This window comes from Lysinibacillus sp. NPDC094177 (assembly GCF_050279145.1).
In the GTDB taxonomy this organism is placed as follows: domain Bacteria; phylum Bacillota; class Bacilli; order Bacillales_A; family Planococcaceae; genus Lysinibacillus.
Genome location: NZ_JBNNTW010000017.1, coordinates 55701 through 77539 on the forward strand (window position 1 = coordinate 55701; position 21839 = coordinate 77539).

Here is a 21839-nt window from a genome sequence, read left to right on the forward strand (position 1 = left end):
GACATAGTTAACAATGAAAGGAGCAGCCTAGAGTGATGAATTCCACTCAGGGCTGCTTCTTTTAACTTTATTCCAGTAAAACATTAAATAGCTTGTGATGAATCTTATACGCTTCTAAACTCTCCATAGATTGTGGCTTATCATAACCAAGCCATACTGCTGCAGTGTATTCATCATTTAATCCAGCGAGCCAGTAGTCACGATAGTTGTTAGTTGTTCCCGTTTTGGCACCGACATAGTTACTTTTACTATAAACGCCTTGTCCTGTACCTTTAGTAACAACATCTGCAAGCATCGAACGCATATATTTAACAGTTTTTGGTGACCAAATTTGATCGCGTTCTGAATCCCAACTGTAAAGTTCCGTTCCATCAGCTGTTGTCACTTTACGAATACTATGAGCGAGTACATATGAGCCATCTATAAAGCTTGTATAGGCGTCTGCTAGCTCAAGTGCTGTAACACCATATGTTAATCCTCCCAAAGAGGCAGCATAATTATGGTCTTTTGCCACGATGGAGCGGAAGTGAAAGCGATCTAAGTAACTAAAGGCCGTTTCAATTCCGACTGTGTTAAAGAGACGGAGAGCCGATGTATTGTAGCTATATTGAAATGCTACTCGAATTGGTACATCACCGTATTTAAAGCCTCCATAGTTTTGTGGACAAAATGAACCAACACAATAACTGCCACCACTAACTATAGAATCAGGTGTGTGTGCTGTAGTTTCAAAGAAAGGAGCATATACCGCTAGTGGCTTAAAAGCAGAGCCTGGCTGACGCGTACCTTGAAAGGCACGATGATAACCAAACTTTTCGTAGTTTTTCCCAGCATAAAGACTAACCACTTCACGGGTTTTATTGTCAATAACTGCTCCAGCTGCTTGTAATTTACCTGAGCCTAGAATTGCAGTCATTTTTCCCTCATCATGTGCTTGTTTGTCTGGATTAAGCGCGGTATAAATCGTTAATCCATTTTGGAATAACATATTGAGTCGATTGTCTAACTGCGCTTTGATTGTTTTCTTTTCTTCCTCACTTTGTGTGTTTGCAAGACGATCTGAATAGCCTTCTTTTTCTGCAACTAACCATCTAAGCTCTTGCAGGACGTAAGTGCTGTACATAGGGTAGCTTTGAGCTTTATTCTTTACATTTAATGTTATAGTTTCGGCTTTATATGTAATAGCTTCTTCTTTTGTTATAGCGCCACTCGCTGTGAGTGTATCTAATAGCCGTTCCTGTCTCGCCTTTGTTTTGTCAAAGTTTTTTAAAGGATTATACAGTGATGGGTTATTTGGAATGGCAGCAATAAATGCAATTTCAGCTATAGATAATTCTTTGAGAGGTTTTTGAAAATAATATGTAGCTGCTCCACCAATTCCATAAACTTGATTGCTAAAATAGGCTTCATTTAGATACATCGTTAAAATCTCGTCTTTATCAAATTCTTTCTCAAGCTCATAGGAGTAAAAAATCTCTGTTAATTTTCGTTCATATGTTTTTTCGTCTGATAAATAACGCATACGAACTAGCTGCTGTGTAATAGTGCTAGCACCTTGAGAAGTTGAATTTGAGTTTGAGTTAGCAACAACTGCACGGACGATAGCACTAAAGTCAAAGCCGATATGGTCATAAAAATGAGCGTCCTCACTTGAGATGAAAATTTCCTGGGCAATTTTTGGGATTTCCTGTAATGTTAGAGGTTGCCGCCATTCGACATATTCCTCGCTAAATGTACTGCCGTTTCGATCTATAAGTGTTATTGGAAGCTGTGGCTGTACTTCCGGTAAATGAATAGCGCTAGCAATTTGCTCCTCATGCACTTGTGCCGCATTTATTTCTGTCCTAATGTTTGTAGTAATCCACCAAAGGACAGGTAAGGATAGTAAAATGATAAAAAAACCAAAAGCCTTTTTCATGTGTGCCTCCACTCTAAATATGAGTCACTCAACAGAATAACATAATTTGGATAGTTTCCAAATACGCGTTCCGACCTATTTGTATTTATCAAATAATTTTGCTATGAAGTTGGAGATGACGTTTGTTAAATCGTATGCCATATATAGGTTGATGTGCAACTCATTGAGGATTAGCGATAGAGGAACGAAGGCTAATAGCATCAAAATAGCTTACGCTTTGTTTTTTTGACTGTTACTTATGAAAAGAGGAATTATACATAACAATCCAAGGAGAATAAACAGGATTAAGGTGTTGATTGGATTATCTTTTACTTTTGTATCTTCTTTATGTTTTTTTTCAAATTCTTTTACTTCTTCTGTTTTATTTACTTTATCGTTTGGAACAAATTCATTTTTATCTACATCATAGTAATAGAATCTATGTTTGTTAAAGGTGAAAAAGTCATCTCTAACCGTCTTATATGAACTTGAAATCATCGCTAAGTTCACTTTTTCCGTATCAATCTTTGTTTTTACATATTTTTCACTTTCTGCTTTAAACAATTCTTTTTCTTTTTTTAATAAGTTGGCTGCTTCACTTTTTACTTTTTCTACATCTTGAAGCGTTGTTGCTTTTTTCAATCCCTCTTCAATAAAGGCTATTTGTTCCATTTTCATTTTTTCTTCAAAGTCTTTTGTTTTTTGCTCTAATAATGATTTGTCTTCTTTTATTGTTTTAATGAGTACCGTTTTTGTTTCTTGTGCTAATATTTTGGCGGAGTCGTTTTTGTAATCAGGAATTTCTTGTTTATTTTTATTATTGACTGAATTCAGGTTCTCTTCTGTAACGATTTTTGTTGCCATGCTGGTAGATGAAAAAACGATACTCAACATACATACTGACAGTCCGATTACACTTATTTTTTGTATAAATTTCATTTCAATCCCTCCATTTTTTTTATTAATATTCATATACACTCCATCTTTTTATTCCGATATTTTCCAATTTATGATCGATCAAAGTAATATATGAACAATCATAAAAAATATACTAAAGGGGTTACTATGAAAGAATATTTCTTTGCCGAAGAATAATACTGTGATAACTCCTTTGTGACCAACAAAGCGTCCAGCCAGAACAGAAATCAACCCCACGGTATAAGAAAAAAAATTAAAAGTGCAAAAAATCGTCAATACTTTGGTGAAGAAAACCAATAAGAAGTATGTTAGACTAAAATGAGGTCAGAAATGATAGTACTATCATTTTCATTGAAACTGAAATTTTACATTTAAAGGAGAGACTTCAATGTTTCCACAATTAACAACAGAAGTACTAGAAGGCGAAGTACTTGTAGAAATGAAAACAACATTAGGTGCCATCAAAATTAAATTATTCCCAGAGCATGCACCAAAAACTGTTGAAAACTTCTTAGGTCATGCAAAATCAGGATACTATGACGGCATCATTTTCCACCGTGTTATCCAAGACTTTATGATTCAAGGTGGTGACCCAACTGGTACAGGTATGGGCGGTGAATCAATTTGGGGTAACTCTTTCGAGGATGAGTTCTCTGATAATGTATTTAACCTTCGCGGTGCCCTTTCAATGGCAAATGCGGGTCCAAACACTAATGGTTCACAATTCTTTATCGTACAAATGAAGCACCTTCCAAGTGATATGCTTCGCCAATTACAAGGTGCTGGCTTCCCAGAAGAAATTATTGAAGCATATGCTCAAAATGGTGGTACTCCTTGGTTAGACCATAAACACACAGTATTTGGTCATGTTGTTGAAGGAATGGACATTATCGACAAAATTGCAGAAGTAGAAAAAGACTTCCGTGATAAACCATTAGAAGATGTGAAAATCGAGTCAATTACAGTTTTTGAATAATAATTGTAAGGACGTGTAAAACATGGAACATTTAATGTATCAATTTTTATATTTCCCTGAAGATAAATCAGGCTATATTCCAGCAGCTTTTGAATTTTTAATCATGCTTATTTTATGTATTGTTGTATTTACCGTTTTCCGTAAGATTTCTAAGAAACAAGAAATGAAATCAAAGGAACTCGAAGCGCGTATTCTTTCAGAGAAAAATAATACAAACAATCAGCTATAAAAAACCCGCTTTTCGTGGGAAGCCAGATGCCTCGCAGCCGTTAATGACTGCGAGGCATCATACTTTCTCATTAATCTTATGATAAATCAACTCATGTATTATTTGTCTTCGCACCATACTCTAGATGCTTAATCTTCTTATGATATATATTTCTAAACAAAAAAGGATACCTCGGAAAAACTTGAGATATCCTTCACTATTTACTTACTATCGCTGAAGCGCTTGCTTAAAGCGTTGAACACCGTCTTTCACTGTATCAAATGAGCAAGCAACGTTCATACGTAGGAAGCCACTACCTTCTTCGCCGTATTTTGTCCCAGGCTCTAATGCTAGCTTGCCATTTTCCAGCAAGCGTTCCATGATTTCTTCTTCATTAAGTCCTAATTCTCGATAATCAATCCAAAGCAAATAAGTGCCCTGAGGTTTTGTAATATGGATACCATCTAATTGTTCTAATTCAGCAATCACATAGTCCATATTGTTTGAAATGTAAGTAAGCATTTCATCCAACCATGGAGAACCCTCATTATAAGCAGCATGAAGTGCAACAGAAGCAAAGGTATTTAATGAGCCTTGCCCACTAGCCATATGAACGGCTTCTAGTAGCATACGCTTTTCCTTATCCGGCACAATCATATAAGCAACTTGAATACCCGCTAGATTAAATGTTTTTGTCGGTGCCATGCACGTAATAATACGATTAACTTCATCACCAGCGATTTTTGCTAATGGTGTATGTTTTGAGCCATCCAACATTAAATCAGAATGAATCTCATCGGAAATAATCACTACATCATATTTTGCACATAGTCGTACGATTTCCTTTAATGTAGTTTCATCCCATACATAGCCCCCTGGATTATGTGGATTACACAATATGTAGGCTTTCACATTTTGAGCAAGTGCTTTCTCAAAGGCTTCAAAGTCATAAACAAATGTCCCATCTTTTTCTACTAAAGGACAATTAACAATCTCTCGAGCATTACTTTTCGGGATGTTATAGAATGGTGGGTAGACGGGTGAGGAAATAAGTACTTTATCTCCTGGATTTGTCAGTGCCTTGATACTATCCGCTAAAGCAGCGACAACACCATTACAGAAAACAATTGATTCTTTGTCAATGTGCCAATCATGATGAGCATTCTGCCAGTCTACGATCGCTTGTATAGCTTCATCGCTAACAAAGCTATAGCCGAAAACAGTTTTTTCAGCATGCTCTTGTAGCGCTTTTGATACGGCTATTGGAGCAGCAAAATCCATATCAGCTACCCACATTGGTAGGATGTCTGAAGCATTTTGTAGCCCATATACGTTTTCCATTGCGTCCCATTTTGCAGAGTTTGTACAACGACGTTTAATAGTTTGATCGAAAATAGACAAGCAAATCACTCTTTTCTTTTTTATTTACTATGGTATCATACGAGTATGATAAAAGGATAATAGGTGAGTATTTTGGAAAATATAAAAATGAATCAAGCAGCCGTACATCTGCTAGAGGAGTGGGATCCATTCCACTTAGGTCCAGACCATTATGATACTGAAACAGCAGATGTTGTAGCAGCATTGCAAGGTATTGATGATCCATCTACTCTTGCAAAGGTTATCCAAGAAACATATGAGCATTCGTTTGAAGAATGGATTCCATTTGAAGATTGTGTAGCTATTTCATACAAACTTATTGCGATAAAATTTGAAGCAAAATGTATTATTTAACTTATTTCAGCGAGTATCCAAACATCTGTTGTTGCTGTCGCTATGTTAGCACTACGCTTTCGCACAAAAACATCCGCTGAAATAGAGGAACTCAGGCTAATAACTTCACAATCTGTGAAAGCGAATCCGGTCGCAATTATGCTTTTGCTTTTCTATAGAAAACGAGGTTGTCTTTCAATTTTAGACAACCTCGTTTTTTTTATTTAAACAACGGTAAAATCCCCTGAATGAAAATGATAAGTATAGCGATCGGGGAAACATAACGAATTGAAATATACCAAATATTGAACATCAGACTAGAAGTGGCAAGCTCTTTACGAGAAATATCTTTTGTATAATAATAACCTGCAAAGATAGAAATCAGGAAGGCTCCGATTGGCATACCAATACTATTTGTCAAAAAGTCTACAAAATCGAAAATAGAGCGATCTAAAATTTTTACATCAGATAGGATGCCGAATGATAGTGCACTCGGAATACCAACGATAAAAATAATAATACCGCCAATCCAAGCGATTTTTTTCCGCTTTTCAGGCTTATCTCCAATTGCGATTGCCACGACAATTTCTAACATGGAAATGGAAGAAGTAACAGTTGCAAAGAGTAAGAGTACAAAGAAAATAGTTAGGAACAGTCCACCAAGAGGTAATTGCTCAAAAACAGCAGGTAAAATAATAAATACTAGGCCAGGACCTTGATCAGGTGTATAGCCAAGTGCAAACACTGCTGGGAAAATTACTAGACCTGCAAGTAAAGAAATAATGATATTCATCAATGCAACATTGATGGCTGAATTTCCAATCTTTTCTGATTTCGGTAGATAGGAAGCATATGTGATCATTACCGCGATCCCAACACTTAACGAGAAGAATGCTTGTCCAAGCGCCTTTAAAAATGTTTCTGCATTTAAATAGGACCAATCAGGGACGAACATAAATTTGATACCTTCCATTGCACCGTCCAATGTTAAAGAGCGAATAACTAATATGATGAAGAAGATGAATAATAGAGGCATCATCCAAGTACTTGCTTTTTCAATACCGCCTTGAATACCTGCTGATACAATCACAACAGTTAATAACATAAATAACCCTTGTACAAGCACTGCTTCAAATGGGCTTGAAATGATGTTACCAAACAAATCTGCATAATTACCATTTGAACTATTGAGATGGAATGTTATAGCGCGACCCAAATAGCTTAAAATCCAGCCACCAACAACACTGTAGAATGAAAGTATTAGACCGGCAATAATCATGCCACCCCATCCAATTAAGTACCATGGTTTTCCTGGTGCTTGTTCCTTAAACGACGTGACGGCATCCTTTTGCCCACGGCGTCCAATCATAAATTCTGCAATTAACACCGGCAAGCCGATGACAAATGTACATAGGATAAATAGTAAAATAAAGACACTTCCGCCGTTAGTACCCGCCATGTAAGGGAACTTCCAAATAGCTCCTAATCCTATAGCACTTCCAGCAGCAGCTAAAATAAATCCAATTTTAGTTGTAAATTGATCTCTCGAAGACACGAAAATAAATCCTCCTTATACTAAAGTTTTATTTTACCGCAATATTTTCTCATAACACAAGCAAATTTCAGTAAATTAGTTCGTACATACAGCAGAGGTAGTTATAGTAACTAAATATTAGTTCAACCGGCTAAATTTGGGGTCTTAACGGCGGAGTCAGAGGTTCAACCGGCGAAGTTACAAATCTTACCGGAAAAATACATAGATTTTTAATAATAAGTAAAATATGTAACAATTAGGAGTGATGTTTCGTTTCATACACAAAGGAGGGATGGCTGTGACAGAAACTGAATTAATCGAAAGAGCTCAGCAAGGAGATAAAGACGCCTATATAGAGCTAATCCGAATACATCAACTAACAGTTGAAAAATTTGCCTTTCAATGCGGCGTTCATAGTAATGATTTAGCAGATGTTTCACAGGAGGTATTTGTGAAGCTCTATCGTTTTTTAGATCAATTTAAGCAGGATCGTTTTACGACATGGCTCTATAAAATCACATTGAATGCAACACGTGATTATTATCGTAAAGAACAACGAGAGCAGGTAAAGGAAGAAAGGCTAAATGCTCAGCAACAAATGCCCTCATCTTCCGCAGAAAAGCATGTCCTTAATTTTGAGGAAGATAGGCTATTACATAATGCCATTAAAGCACTTGATGAAAAATATCGTTATCCTATCATATTATTTTACTTTCATGAATTAAAGTATGAGGAAATAGCGGAGGTATTAAATATTTCGTTATCAACTGTCAAAGTTCGTCTTTTACGTGCAAAGGAAAAGCTCAAAGCGGGGTTATTGCAAGAGGGGAGTGTTGAAAATGGATGATAAGCAATTTGAAAAACGAATGGAACTTCTAAAAAAATCCTATGATCGCATGGAACCACAGTTAGATCCAGAAGCCGTTTTCGCACAAATCGAGGCAGAAAATGCAACACAACAATCACCAGAAACAGTAACAACAAAAAAGCCCCCTTCAAGATGGCAAAAGCCAGCTGTCTGGATAGCAAGCATTGCAAGTGTACTTTTATTAAGTGTTCTTATTTCGTCGTATGTCATTAATCAACCAGAAAACATAAATAGTAAAAAAGATGTTTCTCAGAAAGAAAAACAAGAAGTTGGAATTCAAGAATGGATCGAAAATATTACTAAAAAATATAACAGTAAAAAAGAACAAATAAGAAGAGAATTAAAAGTTTCTATTAATGAACTGAATGCATTTGAATTTATTAAAGAAGCTGACTACATACTAGACTTCTATACAAAAAGGAATTCTCATGTAAAAGAAGAAGATGTACAGTTTTTAAAATTTAATGAGGAAACTATACTTAATAAATTGACGACACCAAGAAGAGCCCTAGAAGCCATTGATGAATATAATAATTTAACATTAGATGAATCTTTTGAAATATATTACCAATATGAAAAAACTGTATTGGAATTAGAGAACTTTTACAGTGATCTTCTTAAACCATATGAACCTCTCCTTAAGAAATCTAAAGATACCAATAAATATCCGTCAGATGTAAGGGCAATTATTGAGGCCGCAAATAATCAATTCATGGAATTGAAAGAGAATGAAGAGGGGGCGTTTTATTTTAAAGCCACACCAATTTACGGTGAATTTTCTCCACCCAATATCAATAAATTGCATCCTGATATTTTTGGTTACTTTGAGTATTTAGAAAAGGGGCAGTTATTATTAGCGGATGATTTAAGGTATACACGAGAAGAAACCGCTAAATCATTAAAAATAATGGAGCGTACGCTACTAGCAGATGTAAACGCAGATTCACCTACTTATGAGGTTTTAAGGCAAAACTTTGAAAATACATGGTTGGTGTTGTTGAAAGGAACGAAAACCTATCCTGTTTTAACAAAAGAAGGAGAAGTAAATGAAGATTATTTAGATTTTTTACAAAAAGTAGCTGATGGAAAGTATGGAGAAGTTATGAAGAATACTGCTGCGACAGTTTTAAATGAACTGCAACTAAACAATAACTCCGATACTTTAGTGCAGTTATCAGCTTACGATATTTTGATAGTCATATTGCAGGCTAGAGAAGAAACTGACAGGCTTATTAACGATAGTGATTTTAATATTGTAGGCTATGATGATACAGAAATAGAGCAAATAAAGAGAATTTATGAGCAGTGTAAGAACGGCGATGAGGAAACATTTATCAATCAGCTACGCCCATTGAATATGGTTTCTCTTTATTTATATGCAATAACTATTGGAGATGAATCTTTACAAAAAGCTATATTAATGCCTGAAACGAACATTAATACAAGTTTGATACACAAAGTTAAAAGTTTAGATATTTTTAGTCAAATAGGGGAATATGATGGTATTTATCCAATGGTTGCTGTTCGTGTTTCTGGAGAGTATCAGAATACGTATGGTAGACAATTCCTCATTAAATTATCGAAAAATAAAGAAGGCAATTATCGCATAGCAGGGATCAATGATTGATGGGATGATTTTTTGCCCCACTAATACACGTATGTTATAATTTATGGTGATATATACGTAGCAAACAAAAAGAAAGTGGGCAAAGTTTATGGTAAAAAAATATGAATTAGGAGACGTGTTGAACGGAAAAGTTACAGGTATTCAGCCGTACGGTGCATTTGTTGCGCTTGACGAAGATACACAAGGTCTTGTGCATATTTCCGAAATTACGTACGGCTTTGTAAAGGACGTTAGTGAATTTTTGTCAGTTGGGCAAGAGGTAGAAGTGAAGATACTTGAAATCGATGAAGATGCCGAAAAAATTAGTTTATCGATTCGTGCTTTGCAGGAGCGCCCAGCAACATTGCGTAAAAAAGATGTACTACCACGTAAATCATTGCAGGACCGTGTAGATGAATCGGATGCAAATGGTTTTAATTCCCTAAAAGATAAATTACAAGACTGGATCGAGCAGTCAGGACAATAAAATGAAACTTTAATCAGTGGGGTTCTTTATCCCCACTGATTATTAGTATTCACCAATCGGGCTTTTACAGGCAGTTATTATACCTAACTTCTTTGCTTTTGCTGAATTTGAGGCGACCTGACGCTTTAATTTCGGTACAGATAAATTACTGCCTGTTAATGCGGGGTAAAGTGAAACTTTAATCAGTGGGGAGTTCTTTATCCCCACTGATTATTAGTATTCACCAATCGGGCTTTTACAGGCAGTTATTATACCTAACTTCTTTGCTTTTGCTGAAATTTGAGGCGGCCTGACGCTTCAGTTTCGGTACAGATAAATTACTGCCTGTTAATGCGGGAAAAAAACGAGGACGCTTTCAAGTATGAATGCATCCTCGTTTTTTTTTGTATTCAATTATAGCTGAAAATTATTGATTCTTTATTTTTCGAATTCGATATTGTAGGTTTTGACGACTCATGCCAAGCGCACTAGCGGCCTTTGTAATATTGCCTTCATATAAATTTAAGACGTTTTGCACATAATATGATTCGGCTTCACGTAAATAAGCATCGAGTGGCATAACATCATTTTGTTGCTGGAACATAAAGAATTCTGGCTCGTGATTGGATGTGTCTTGCTGCTGTACCTTAAAGCGAAAATGCATGGGAAGTAAATCTGAGATAACTGTTGATTCAGTGGTCATAAACGACACAATTTCATCTAGTAATAGCTCGAGCTCCTTTAAATTTCCTGGCCAATCATATTGCAAAAATAAATCCCGTACATCAGGCGCTAGTTCCGAAACATTTGAAGCAAAGCGTTCTCGATGGCGGCTAAAGTAATCATCTACAAACGGAAGAATATCTTCTTTTCGATCTGTTAAATTTGGGATGGTGATGGCCATTGTTGCAAAGAAATAATACAGCGATTTTGAAAGTTTCTTCTCTGCGATTAATGTAATGGGATCGCTTCCTACACTCCCGATGAGCATGTATTTAGACTGTGGAAGAGATTGTAATATCTCTAATAGTTGCTCTTGAATGTCTAGACTTAAAAAATCAATGCGTTCAAAGAAAAAAGTATATGCCTTGTCATCCTGTAAGAGCTCTTGTAATTTATCTAAAACAGATTGAGCAGAACGACGACTCACTAGGGTTACAAATGCTTCAGGATCAGTCGATGCTGCATGGTGCATGCCTTCTGCTACTAAATCCTTTCCTGTCCCCGATTCCCCAATTAGTAATACCGGTAATTTCACAGCTGCTGCTTTTTTTGCATTTGCGATAACTTGTTGCATCGATTCGGAAACAGCTGTAATCATATCGAATGTTAAAGGTTCACCATATCGACGAAGGGGCTGATAAACTAATTTTTCGAGTGATGTAATGTCACGAGCAAATTCGATAGCTCCAATTAGTTTATTTTTGACATAAAGTGGGAAAGTATCATTAATAGTTGTAATTTCATGACCATTTTTATTCCAATAAGTTTGTTTTACATTAATTTCTTTTTTTCCTGTTTGTAATACACGCATTAAAGTACTTTCATGCTGGCGGAAGGAAAACATTTCAATGACAGAACGATCTGCTAATTCATCAATATGAAATCCTTCAATTTCTTTCATCTTTGTATTATAAATAATTGTTTTGCCTGAAAGGTCTACAGCATGAATACCAACAGATACATTTGTTGCAATAAACTCATAAAAAGGGAGTAGGGGTTCAGAATTTTTCATAAAATGTGCACCTCAAAAAATTTTTTACTTGAAATATGCAACGAAATTTTGCATTATAATAAGTGTAAGAATATTCTAAACGCAAAAATATTTTGCGTCAACGTTTTTTGCACACTTAAAACACATCTCACGAGGGAGGATTTAGTATGATTTCATACAAACACGAACCATTCACAGATTTTACTCAAGAGGCAAATAACAAAGCATATTTAGAAGCATTAAATAAAGTAGAGAGTTATTTAGGTCAAGACTATCCACTTATTATCGGTGGCGAACGTATTACTACAGAAGATAAAATCGTTTCATATAATCCTGCAAAGAAAACAGAAGTAATTGGTCGCGTATCAAAAGCGAACAAAGAACTAGCTGAAAAAGCGATGCAAGCTGCAGACGAAACATTTAAAACTTGGAAAAAAGTAGATCCAGCCATTCGTGCTGATGTACTATTCAAAGCAGCGGCAATTATCCGTCGTCGTAAACATGAATTCTCTGCACTTTTAACAAAAGAAGCAGGTAAACCATGGGCTGAAGCTGATGCAGATACTGCGGAAGCAATCGATTTCTTAGAATACTATGGTCGTCAAATGTTACGTATTAAAGAAGGTCAACCTGTAGAGAGCCGTCCTGGTGAATACAACCGTTATGACTATATTCCATTAGGTATTGGGATTGTTATTTCACCATGGAACTTCCCATTTGCAATTATGGCAGGGACAACAGTTGCAGCTTTAGTAACAGGTAACACGGTATTATTAAAACCAGCTTCAACAACACCTGTAGTTGCTTATAAATTTATCGAAGTATTAGAGCAAGCCGGTCTTCCAGCAGGTGCAGTGAACTTTGTACCAGGTTCTGGTGCAGAAGTAGGTGACTACTTAGTTGATCATCCGAAAACACGCTTCATCAGCTTCACAGGATCTCGTGATGTAGGTTTACGTATTAACCAACGTGCATCTGTATTAAATGACGGTCAAATTTGGATTAAACGTGTTATCGCTGAAATGGGCGGTAAAGATACAATCGTTGTTGATAAAGAAGCAGATCTTGAGCTTGCAGCACAATCTATCGTAAAATCAGCATTTGGCTTCTCTGGTCAAAAATGTTCAGCATGTTCTCGTGTTGTTATCGTTGAAGATGTCTATGACCAAGTCGTTGAACGTGTAGTTGAATTAACAAACACGTTAACAGTTGGTGACCCATCAGACTTCAACAATTTCATGGCAACAGTTATTGACCAAGCAGCTTTCAATAAAGTGACAGAGTACATTGAAATTGGTAAAGGTGAAGGTCGCCTTGTTGCAGGTGGTACAGCTGATGATTCAGTTGGTTACTTTATCCAACCAACAGTATTTGCAGACGTAGCTCCTTCTGCACGTGTTATGAAAGAAGAAATCTTTGGACCAGTTGTAGCCATTACAAAAGCTAAAGATTTCGATCAAGCAATTGATATTGCGAATGATACTGAATATGGCTTAACTGGTGCGGTTATTACAAATAATCGTATGAACTTAGAAAAAGCACGTGAAGATTTCCATGTAGGTAACTTATACTTCAACCGTGGCTGTACTGGTGCAATCGTTGGTTACCAACCATTCGGAGGCTTCAATATGTCAGGTACAGACTCAAAAGCAGGTGGCCCTGACTATCTACAACTTCACATGCAAGCAAAAACAACTTCTGAAATGCTTTAATGTTTAAAAAATATTTAGTTAGTTGATAGGGCTATAAGTAGATTATTTTAAAAGAGAGAATCTGCGACACTCCTCCTGGGAAAGTAAGCCCGGCAAGAACCGCAGACGCTAATGTCGAGGCGGCTTACCGAGGAGTAGCGAGTAGATTCTTGTTTTTTCTTTATTCAGAAAATGCTGATGAATAAAATTATTCCTATTTAGTTTATAGAAGAACAGTCTTCCATAGATTTTTCATCATGAAAGTAAGGAGAGAATATTACATGACAAAAACAGAACAAGTTATTGAACAAACTCAAAATTTCGGTGCTGCAAACTATCACCCGCTACCAATCGTCATTTCAGAGGCTGAAGGTGCTTGGGTAAAAGATCCAGAAGGTAACAAATACTTAGATATGCTATCAGCTTACTCTGCTGTGAATCAGGGACATCGTCATCCAAAAATTATCGCTGCGTTAAAAGAACAAGCTGATAAAGTAACTTTAACTTCTCGTGCATTTTATAGCGAAAACCTTGGTGAATGGTATGAGCTTGTTGGTAAATTAACGAATAAACAGATGGTATTACCGATGAATACAGGTGCAGAAGCGGTAGAAACTGCATTTAAAGCAGCTCGTCGTTGGGCATATGATGTAAAAGGTGTAGAGGATGGCAAGGCTGAAATCATTGCATGTAATGGTAACTTCCATGGTCGTACAATGCTTGCTGTATCTTTATCATCTGACGAAGAATATCGTCGTGGCTTCGGTCCAATGTTACCGAATGTTAAGTTAGTAGATTACGGTAACCTAGAAGCATTAAAAGCTGCAATTACTCCAAACACAGCAGCGTTTTTAATTGAACCAATCCAAGGTGAAGCTGGTATCGTTATTCCATCTGAAGGCTTCTTAAAAGCAGCTCGGGAGCTATGCCGTGAAAACAATGTTTTATTCATTGCAGATGAAATCCAAGCTGGTTTAGCGCGTACAGGTAAAATGTTCGCATGTGATTGGGAAGAAGTAGAGCCAGATATGTACATCCTAGGTAAAGCTTTAGGTGGCGGTGTATTCCCGATTTCTTGTGTAGCTGCAAATCGTGAAATCTTAGGTGTATTCAATCCGGGATCACACGGTTCAACGTTCGGTGGTAATCCTTTAGCATGTGCTGTATCTATTGCTTCAATTAAAGTATTACTAGATGAAAAATTAGCAGAGCGTTCACACCAACTTGGTGAATACTTTAAAGGCAAATTAAAAGAAATCAATAACCCAGTAATTAAAGAAGTTCGTGGGCGTGGTTTATTTATCGGAATGGAATTAACAGAGGCAGCACGTCCATACTGTGAAAAGCTTAAAGAATTAGGTTTATTATGTAAAGAAACACATGATACAGTCATTCGATTTGCACCACCACTTGTTATTTCACAAGAAGATTTAGATTGGTCAATCGAACAAATTGAAAAAGTATTTAATATTTAACAAAATGTTCACATTTTAATTCGGAAGTATGTTACAATGATGCCGATATACTATCATTAAAAAAAACAAAGAGGCGATTTAATATGTCTGAAAACTTAAATCTGTTCACATCAACTCAAGTAGTTATTCAAGAGGCTCTAAATAGACTTGGCTATGACGAAGCAATGTATGAATTATTAAAGGAACCGCTTCGTATGCTACAAGTACGCATTCCAGTGAAAATGGATGATGGTACAACAAAAGTATTTACTGGTTATCGTGCACAACATAATGATGCAGTAGGACCAACTAAAGGTGGGGTACGTTTCCATCCAGCAGTATCTGAGGAGGAAGTTAAAGCGCTTTCAATGTGGATGACATTGAAATGTGGTATCGTGGATCTACCTTACGGTGGTGGTAAAGGCGGTGTCATCTGTGACCCTCGTCAAATGTCTATGGATGAAATCGAAAAATTGAGCCGTGGATATGTACGTGCAGTTAGTCAAATCGTAGGACCAACAAAAGATATTCCTGCGCCAGACGTATTTACAAATGCACAAATTATGGCTTGGATGATGGATGAATACAGCCGTATGGATGAATTCAACTCACCAGGTTTCATCACAGGTAAGCCACTAGTGCTTGGTGGTTCTCAAGGTCGTGACCGTGCAACTGCACAAGGTGTAACAATCGTTATTCAAGAAGCAGCGAAAAAACGTGGCATTGAAATTAAAGGTGCACGCGTTGTTATCCAAGGCTTCGGTAACGCAGGTAGCTTCCTTGCGAAATTCATGCATGATTTAGGCGCGAAAGTAATCGGTATTTCAGATGCTTATGGTGCACTACATGATCCTGAAGGTTTAGATATCGACTATTTATTAGATCGTCGTGATAGCTTCGGTACTGTAACAACATTATTTGAAAATACAATTTCAAATAAAGAATTATTAGAACTTGATTGTGATATTCTAGTGCCAGCTGCTATCGAGAACCAAATTACTGCTGACAATGCACACAACGTTAAAGCAAACATCGTAGTAGAGGCTGCGAACGGTCCAACAACTGCTGAAGCAACTAGAATTTTAACTGATCGTGGCATTTTACTTGTACCAGACGTATTAGCATCAGCTGGTGGTGTAACAGTTTCTTACTTCGAATGGGTACAAAATAACCAAGGTTATTACTGGACAGAAGAAGAAGTTGAAGAACGTCTATACAAAAAAATGGTTGATGCATTTGAAAACGTTTATACAACAGCGACAACACGTAACATTAACATGCGTTTAGCAGCTTATATGGTAGGTGTTCGCCGCACTGCAGAAGCTTCACGCTTCCGTGGATGGGTTTAATCAAAACTTAAATATGAAACGAGTCATTCCTTTAATAATGGGATGACTCGTTTTTTCTTTTTTTATTCGACTGAATAAGATGTTCAAGACATTGCTCTAACATCATCTCTTTTTCTTTTTGCTCTTTCCTTATTTGCAGTATGCACATAAGTATGGAGCTTCCAACAATAACTGTTGAGGCGATGGATAGGGTGGACGAACTGATGGATAGTTTATGAAGAGCACATGACCAAAGTTTAAACTTTGCTTTCATCAACAGAAATATGAGAAAATCCAACTAGAAAGGGGCGAATTGAATGGATTCATTTGCATTTTATAACCCAGTGAAGTTACATTTTGGTGAAGAAGCACTGGAAAAGCTACCTAATGAGTTAGCGCAGTATGGTAAAAAGGTGTTAGTTGTATATGGTGGAGGCAGCATTAAGAAAAATGGTGTATACAATGCAGTCATCGAGAAATTACAAGAAGCGGATAAAACAATATTTGAATTAAGCGGTGTAGAGCCAAATCCACGTGTGGAAACAGCAAGACTGGGTATTGATCTTTGTAAAAAAGAAGGAATTGATCTAGTTCTAGCTGTTGGTGGCGGTTCTGTCATTGATTGTTCTAAGTTAATAGTCGCTGGCGCAAAATATGATGGCGATGCTTGGGATATTGTAAAGCGTAAAGTATTTGTGCAGGACGCTTTACCGCTTGGAACGGTATTAACGCTAGCTGCAACAGGTTCTGAAATGAACTCGGGCTCTGTTATTACAAACGCTGCGACAGAAGAAAAATTAAGCTGGGGAAGCCCTGCTGTATTCCCGAAATTTTCGATTTTAAATCCAGCAAATACAGTGACAGTACCAAAAAATCATACAGTTTACGGTATCGTTGATATGATGTCGCATGTACTTGAACAATATTTCCATAATACGACGAATACACCGATTACAGATGAAATGTGTGAGGGAGTATTACGAACGGTCATTACAACAGCACCTAAATTAATAGAAGAATTAGAGAATATCAAGTTGCGCGAAACGATTTTATTAGCCGGAACAATTGGGTTAAATGGATTCTTATCAATTGGCTCTCGCGGTGATTGGGCGTCACATAATATTGAGCACGCTGTATCTGCAGTTTACGATATTCCGCACGCAGGTGGTTTAGCGATATTACAACCACATTGGATGCGTCTAAGTGTACCTGTGAATCCAGAGCGTTTTGCAGGCATTGCAACACGTGTTTTCGGTGTCGACGCTACAGGTAAGTCACAAGAAGAGGTTGCATACGAAGGAATTGATCGTTTATCGGCGTTCTGGACTTCAATAGGAGCCCCGAATCGCTTTGCAGATTATGAAATCGATGATTCGAAATTTAACCAAATTGTAGAGCATGCTATGCAAAATGGACCTTTTGGAAACTTCAACAAATTACAGGAAGAAGATGTTCGTACAATTTTGCAAAACTCACTTTAATATTGAAAATGGATAGGAGACTACACGATGTAGTCTCGTATTTTTTTAGGCATGTTGATTAGGGAAATGTAGGTTCAGATTTTGTTCAGCTATGTTTATTAAATTAAAGACAATAATAAACTAGGTTGGAGAGAGTAAATGTTGAAACAATTGCTTGAAGATCGCGGTGTCACATTGCAATGCATAGAGACGTCATTTCAGCGGCATGTTTATAAAATACAAAATGGTGTAGAAGTATGGGGAATTGAAGCGTAATCGCTGCAAGTTGAGAATAATCAAATTGTCTCGGGATATATACTTGATCAAAATATTTTTTGAAAAGCTTACAATTTGGTCAAACGAATATTACCTTTACAGATGGTGTAAATAAAGCAAGTGTACAAGTGTTTGTACGTCCTTCTAGGGAAATAGTTGTAGAAGTGGAACCTTATTTAGGGGATGCTGAAATAGTGCAAGTTTATTATCGAAAAATATTAATGTCTTGAAAGATTCTTATGCTGGTAATTTCATTTTAGGTTGCTATGCAGACGGAAGAAGGATTACAAATGCAGAAGAATATGCATTGGCTAATCGATTAGCAACATTAAAATTTTCAAAAATAGTTATTGAACAGCACGGTGAAAAAAAGATTATCGCATTAAAAATGGTATTAACTTTTAAGATTACAAATCAAATTTTGTAAGTAATGAAGAGATACAATTAAACGAGAACAAAGTCATAGTCATCTAGTACAAGTATAAAAAATAGCCAACTGCCTGAAATATGGCAATTGGCTATTTATCTTATTTAGAAAAAATGTTTTGGATAATGATGTTATTGTTTGAATGTTGAGTTTACTGGTCTTTCGCCAATATGCACCCAATCAAGTTTCCCATTATCCTCATCAAATAAAATGGCCACTTTTGATACGCCCTTCTGACTTAAAAGGACCTCTGTTAAATGGTCGCGTACATCATCTAGAAAAGCGAGTGATAGGTTGGGATCAGCTTCGGCCACTAATTCAACATGTAAAAATTCACCTTCTTTAACGACTTCTAAGCGAACAATATCTTTAATATTTGGATCATCCATAACAAGATGAGCAATATGATTGAGCATTTCTTCGTCAGTTTCACCAATAACTCCACGTGCATTATCAAGGAAAACTTTTGCTACTACATAGAACATCATACAGCCAATAATCATTGAAACAAGTCCTTCTATTCTTGTCCAGCCTGTAAAATGTGCGATTAAAATAGCAGCGAAGGCCAAGACATTACCTCCTGTAGCAACTAAGTCTTCCATAAATACTAATTTTGTTGCTGGTTTTGCGCGATTTAAATAGGGAAGAGCCTTAGGGATAGCTGTTATTATTCCCGTTTTTTCCTGCCCAACCTCATGTAGTATTTCAACGGCAGCTTTCGCAAGAACTGACCCTTCTAAAACAATACCGATAAGTAATACGCCAAGTGCAATGAGCATTCCTTTAGATTCTCCAGCGGGATGCATAAAATGATGCAAGCCTTCTTTTACAGTCTCATAAGAAAGAATTGCCACGATAATAACTGCAAAAAGACAAACTAAATTTACAATTCGGCCAAAGCCTCCAGGAAATTGTTTTGTCGGTGCTTTTTTTGAAAGCGCTGAGCCGATATAAACGAATAATTGGTTTGCTGCATCTCCTAGAGAGTGCATCATTTCTGCAAACATGGCAACATTACCTGTAAAGAAGAAGGCAGCACCTTTAATAATTCCTAAAAAGGCATTGACAACTGCTGCCAGCAGAGAAGGTTTATTACCGTTTTTTAATAGTTTCAATATTTCTGCCACGAAAGAATCCTCCAACTAATTTAAAATTTCCATTTCGATTTTTTCTATATAAGGTAGTGCTCGTAATGAACGATAAAATGACAGTAAGTTATCAGAGATAATTAAAGATAGGCGTAAATCTAATTCGTGAAAAACATTATCATGATTTGGAATATCTAGAATGCGCATGTTCTCGATGACAATATTGTTTTCCTTGAGAAATTGTAGAAAGGATTCACTATTGTCATCGTTGTTAATTTGAACTTTCAATGAGATTTCTCGCATGCGAATTCTTTTTGGTCCTATTTTCATTAGAAACGGCGATAAAACCTCAATCCCGAAAACAATGATAATAACAGCTAATGTAGCATCCATATAGAAGCCTGCACCAACTGCTATTCCTATCCCGGCTGCTCCCCAAATCATTGCTGCAGTTGTTAAACCTGAAATGCTATCATTCCCACGTCTTAAAATAACACCAGCTCCCAGAAATCCAATTCCACTAACAATTTGGGCAGCCAAGCGTAGAGGGTCCATTGTAATATTAACGCCTGATCTTGGGGGTGTCGAGTAGGCGGTTTCAATCGAAATGATTGTTAATAAACAGCTAAATGTAGCGATAACTAAGCTGGTTTTTAATCCTACAGGCTTCTTTTTTAATTCTCTTTCAATGCCGATTACTAAACTTAATGTGGCTGCAATTACTAATTTTATGCCAACTTCATATGTAATCAAATTTTCAAAGGTCTCCATACGCAACCCTCCTCAGATATTTCGTATTGCTAAGAGATATGCAAGGTGTCATTATTATATGTACATTACTTTTTTGTATTGTACATCACGATAGTAATGAAGTATAAGTATTTTTAATTTCTTGTAGCAGATATTTTTGTAGAGAAAGCGAAGCGTCAGCTACAAATGGTTTTGGAAGCGAAAGCAATCCGGAGGCAATTATGCTCATATATAAGTGATTGGAGGATGATTTTATGGAGAAACCGAAAATTCATCCATACATCCCTATTTTTATTGGAGTTATTTCTGTATCCTTATCTGCCATATTTGTAAAATTAGCAAATGCAGAAGCAGGGGTTATTGCATTTTACCGTATGTTGTTTTCAGTACTAATAATGGCTCCTCTATTTTTTTTGAAGTACACTAATGAGATAAAGAAATTACGAATACGTGATTGGCTATTTTCTTCAGTTGCAGGTGTTTTTTTAGCCTTCCATTTTATCTTGTGGTTTGAATCACTCAATTTCACTTCGGTAGCAAGTTCTACAGTTTTGGTTGCACTACAGCCATTGTTTGCATTTTTAGGTACATATTTTTTCTTTAAAGAAAAAATTACTCTGAAAACCATATTAGCAGGAGCGATTGCTATTGCCGGTAGTATTTTAATTAGTTGGGGAGATTTTAAACTTAGCGGTACTGCATTTTTTGGAGACATGCTTGCTCTTGTTGCATGCGTACTTGTTACAGCTTACTTTTTATTTGGACAAGATGTACGTAAGAGGTTATCTCTTGTGACTTATACGATGATTGTTTATGCTGTTAGTACAATTACGTTATTCGTCTACGTTCTTATTAATGGTGAATCGTTCGGCCCTTATTCTAATATGGACTGGATATGGTTTATTGTATTAGCGATAGTCCCTAACTTATTAGGTCATACTTTATTTAATTGGTCTATCAAATATGTCAGTACAAATGTAGTCTCCATTGCGATATTATTTGAACCAATTGGCGCGGCCATTTTAGCTCTTCTAATTTTTAAAGAGTATTTAATAGCCACACAAATTATTGGTGGAGTAATTGTTCTAGTAGGAATTCTATTGTTTGTAGTCGATGAGAAAAAGATTTTTAATTTTTTTTCGAAAAAAGCTTGATTTTAAAAATGATATATTATATATTATTACTTGTCCTTAACAAGAAGGACGACTTGAAAAAAAGATTTTAAAAAAAGATTTTAAAAAGTTGTTGACTTCTTGTTGAATACAAGTTATGATAATAAAGTCGCTGAAAACAACGGCGACGAAATGAACCTTGAAAACTGAACAAGCAAAACGTAATCAATAAAGTTTTTAGTAGCTAACCTTGAGTTGGTGAACGAAACAAAATTTTGGACATCAAACATGATGCCAGCAAAACAATTTGAGCTAATCAAATTTCTTTTTATGGAGAGTTTGATCCTGGCTCA

Annotated in this window: 20 protein-coding genes; 13 read left to right on the forward strand and 7 right to left on the reverse strand. The window is 36.4% G+C overall.

The window, feature by feature from the left end:
- Positions 1-67 precede the first annotated feature (67 nt).
- A complete protein-coding gene (locus tag ACQKNC_RS20120; RefSeq protein WP_427426501.1) occupies positions 68-1918 on the reverse strand; it encodes a transglycosylase domain-containing protein in 1851 nt (616 codons plus the stop codon).
- A gap of 210 nt (positions 1919-2128) precedes the next feature.
- Positions 2129-2836, reverse strand: a complete 708-nt coding sequence (locus ACQKNC_RS20125; RefSeq protein WP_427426502.1) for a hypothetical protein — start codon at positions 2834-2836, stop codon at positions 2129-2131.
- A gap of 367 nt (positions 2837-3203) precedes the next feature.
- Here ACQKNC_RS20125 and ACQKNC_RS20130 point away from each other — a divergent pair, with 367 nt between their 5' ends.
- Positions 3204-3791, forward strand: a complete 588-nt coding sequence (locus tag ACQKNC_RS20130; protein ID WP_427426503.1) for a peptidylprolyl isomerase — start codon at positions 3204-3206, stop codon at positions 3789-3791.
- Between the two features lie 22 nt (positions 3792-3813).
- Positions 3814-4020 carry a hypothetical protein gene (locus ACQKNC_RS20135; RefSeq protein ID WP_427426504.1) on the forward strand — a complete coding sequence of 69 codons (207 nt, stop codon included), beginning with the start codon at positions 3814-3816 and terminating at the stop codon, positions 4018-4020.
- A gap of 207 nt (positions 4021-4227) precedes the next feature.
- Here ACQKNC_RS20135 and ACQKNC_RS20140 read toward each other — a convergent pair whose 3' ends face one another.
- Positions 4228-5400 (reverse strand): MalY/PatB family protein, encoded by a 1173-nt coding sequence (locus ACQKNC_RS20140; protein WP_427426505.1) that lies wholly within the window; start codon positions 5398-5400, stop codon positions 4228-4230.
- 72 nt (positions 5401-5472) lie between these two features.
- Here ACQKNC_RS20140 and ACQKNC_RS20145 point away from each other — a divergent pair, with 72 nt between their 5' ends.
- Entirely contained in the window at positions 5473-5733 is a 261-nt protein-coding gene (locus ACQKNC_RS20145; protein ID WP_082172888.1) for a DUF1871 family protein, read from the forward strand.
- A 199-nt stretch (positions 5734-5932) separates the two neighbouring features.
- On the opposite strand, the gene ACQKNC_RS20150 is transcribed toward ACQKNC_RS20145, so the two are convergent.
- Positions 5933-7267 carry a sodium-dependent transporter gene (locus ACQKNC_RS20150; RefSeq protein ID WP_427426506.1) on the reverse strand — a complete coding sequence of 445 codons (1335 nt, stop codon included), beginning with the start codon at positions 7265-7267 and terminating at the stop codon, positions 5933-5935.
- A gap of 277 nt (positions 7268-7544) precedes the next feature.
- Here ACQKNC_RS20150 and ACQKNC_RS20155 point away from each other — a divergent pair, with 277 nt between their 5' ends.
- The 3 genes from ACQKNC_RS20155 (at position 7545) to yugI (ending at position 10207) form a co-directional block, all read left to right on the forward strand.
- Positions 7545-8093 (forward strand): RNA polymerase sigma factor, encoded by a 549-nt coding sequence (locus ACQKNC_RS20155; protein ID WP_427426507.1) that lies wholly within the window; start codon positions 7545-7547, stop codon positions 8091-8093.
- Positions 8086-9741 carry a hypothetical protein gene (locus ACQKNC_RS20160; RefSeq protein ID WP_427426508.1) on the forward strand — a complete coding sequence of 552 codons (1656 nt, stop codon included), beginning with the start codon at positions 8086-8088 and terminating at the stop codon, positions 9739-9741. The genes ACQKNC_RS20155 and ACQKNC_RS20160 overlap by 8 nt, the downstream gene beginning before the upstream one ends.
- An 88-nt stretch (positions 9742-9829) precedes the next feature.
- Complete coding sequence (yugI, locus tag ACQKNC_RS20165) at positions 9830-10207, forward strand: S1 domain-containing post-transcriptional regulator GSP13 (RefSeq protein WP_427426509.1); 378 nt, start codon at positions 9830-9832, stop codon at positions 10205-10207.
- 406 nt (positions 10208-10613) lie between these two features.
- Here yugI and ACQKNC_RS20170 read toward each other — a convergent pair whose 3' ends face one another.
- A complete protein-coding gene (locus ACQKNC_RS20170) occupies positions 10614-11921 on the reverse strand; it encodes a sigma 54-interacting transcriptional regulator (RefSeq protein ID WP_427426510.1) in 1308 nt (435 codons plus the stop codon).
- Between the two features lie 146 nt (positions 11922-12067).
- Between ACQKNC_RS20170 and pruA the strand changes: the two genes are divergently transcribed.
- The 6 genes from pruA to ACQKNC_RS20200 all read left to right on the forward strand — a co-directional run bounded on the left by pruA (position 12068) and on the right by ACQKNC_RS20200 (position 18536).
- A complete protein-coding gene (pruA, locus tag ACQKNC_RS20175; protein ID WP_427426511.1) occupies positions 12068-13612 on the forward strand; it encodes an L-glutamate gamma-semialdehyde dehydrogenase in 1545 nt (514 codons plus the stop codon).
- Between the two features lie 260 nt (positions 13613-13872).
- Positions 13873-15066, forward strand: a complete 1194-nt coding sequence (locus tag ACQKNC_RS20180; protein WP_427426512.1) for an ornithine--oxo-acid transaminase — start codon at positions 13873-13875, stop codon at positions 15064-15066.
- An 83-nt stretch (positions 15067-15149) separates the two neighbouring features.
- Positions 15150-16394: a Glu/Leu/Phe/Val family dehydrogenase gene (locus ACQKNC_RS20185; protein ID WP_427426513.1), complete on the forward strand. Its 1245-nt coding sequence runs from the start codon at positions 15150-15152 to the stop codon at positions 16392-16394.
- A gap of 296 nt (positions 16395-16690) precedes the next feature.
- The gene (locus ACQKNC_RS20190) at positions 16691-17854 is read left to right on the forward strand and encodes an iron-containing alcohol dehydrogenase (protein WP_427426514.1); all 1164 of its coding nucleotides are present in this window, start codon (positions 16691-16693) and stop codon (positions 17852-17854) included.
- A gap of 314 nt (positions 17855-18168) precedes the next feature.
- Positions 18169-18339: a hypothetical protein gene (locus ACQKNC_RS20195; protein WP_427426515.1), complete on the forward strand. Its 171-nt coding sequence runs from the start codon at positions 18169-18171 to the stop codon at positions 18337-18339.
- On the forward strand, positions 18336-18536 hold the full coding sequence (locus tag ACQKNC_RS20200) for a hypothetical protein (RefSeq protein WP_427426516.1): 201 nt from the start codon (positions 18336-18338) through the stop codon (positions 18534-18536). The genes ACQKNC_RS20195 and ACQKNC_RS20200 overlap by 4 nt, the downstream gene beginning before the upstream one ends.
- A 131-nt stretch (positions 18537-18667) precedes the next feature.
- On the opposite strand, the gene ACQKNC_RS20205 is transcribed toward ACQKNC_RS20200, so the two are convergent.
- Together ACQKNC_RS20205 and ACQKNC_RS20210 are read right to left on the reverse strand one after the other, a co-directional pair.
- Positions 18668-19663: a cation diffusion facilitator family transporter gene (locus ACQKNC_RS20205; RefSeq protein ID WP_427426517.1), complete on the reverse strand. Its 996-nt coding sequence runs from the start codon at positions 19661-19663 to the stop codon at positions 18668-18670.
- 15 nt (positions 19664-19678) lie between these two features.
- Positions 19679-20395, reverse strand: a complete 717-nt coding sequence (locus ACQKNC_RS20210; RefSeq protein WP_427426518.1) for an MgtC/SapB family protein — start codon at positions 20393-20395, stop codon at positions 19679-19681.
- Positions 20396-20628: 233 nt separating this feature from the next.
- On the opposite strand from ACQKNC_RS20210, the gene ACQKNC_RS20215 reads away from it, so the two are divergent.
- Positions 20629-21528, forward strand: a complete 900-nt coding sequence (locus ACQKNC_RS20215; protein WP_427426519.1) for a DMT family transporter — start codon at positions 20629-20631, stop codon at positions 21526-21528.
- Positions 21529-21839: the final 311 nt, after the last annotated feature.

Bases quoted from the DNA above. Each gene is read 5' to 3' on its own strand.
- ACQKNC_RS20120 (WP_427426501.1), bottom strand. From the start codon at position 1,918: ATGAAAAAGGCTTTTGGTTTTTTTATCATTTTACTATCCTTACCTGTC.
- ACQKNC_RS20125 (WP_427426502.1), bottom strand. From the start codon at position 2,836: ATGAAATTTATACAAAAAATAAGTGTAATCGGACTGTCAGTATGTATG.
- ACQKNC_RS20130 (WP_427426503.1), top strand. From the start codon at position 3,204: ATGTTTCCACAATTAACAACAGAAGTACTAGAAGGCGAAGTACTTGTA.
- ACQKNC_RS20135 (WP_427426504.1), top strand. From the start codon at position 3,814: ATGGAACATTTAATGTATCAATTTTTATATTTCCCTGAAGATAAATCA.
- ACQKNC_RS20160 (WP_427426508.1), top strand. From the start codon at position 8,086: ATGGATGATAAGCAATTTGAAAAACGAATGGAACTTCTAAAAAAATCC.
- yugI (WP_427426509.1), top strand. From the start codon at position 9,830: ATGGTAAAAAAATATGAATTAGGAGACGTGTTGAACGGAAAAGTTACA.
- ACQKNC_RS20170 (WP_427426510.1), bottom strand. From the start codon at position 11,921: ATGAAAAATTCTGAACCCCTACTCCCTTTTTATGAGTTTATTGCAACA.
- pruA (WP_427426511.1), top strand. From the start codon at position 12,068: ATGATTTCATACAAACACGAACCATTCACAGATTTTACTCAAGAGGCA.
- ACQKNC_RS20180 (WP_427426512.1), top strand. From the start codon at position 13,873: ATGACAAAAACAGAACAAGTTATTGAACAAACTCAAAATTTCGGTGCT.
- ACQKNC_RS20185 (WP_427426513.1), top strand. From the start codon at position 15,150: ATGTCTGAAAACTTAAATCTGTTCACATCAACTCAAGTAGTTATTCAA.
- ACQKNC_RS20190 (WP_427426514.1), top strand. From the start codon at position 16,691: ATGGATTCATTTGCATTTTATAACCCAGTGAAGTTACATTTTGGTGAA.
- ACQKNC_RS20210 (WP_427426518.1), bottom strand. From the start codon at position 20,395: ATGGAGACCTTTGAAAATTTGATTACATATGAAGTTGGCATAAAATTA.
- ACQKNC_RS20215 (WP_427426519.1), top strand. From the start codon at position 20,629: ATGGAGAAACCGAAAATTCATCCATACATCCCTATTTTTATTGGAGTT.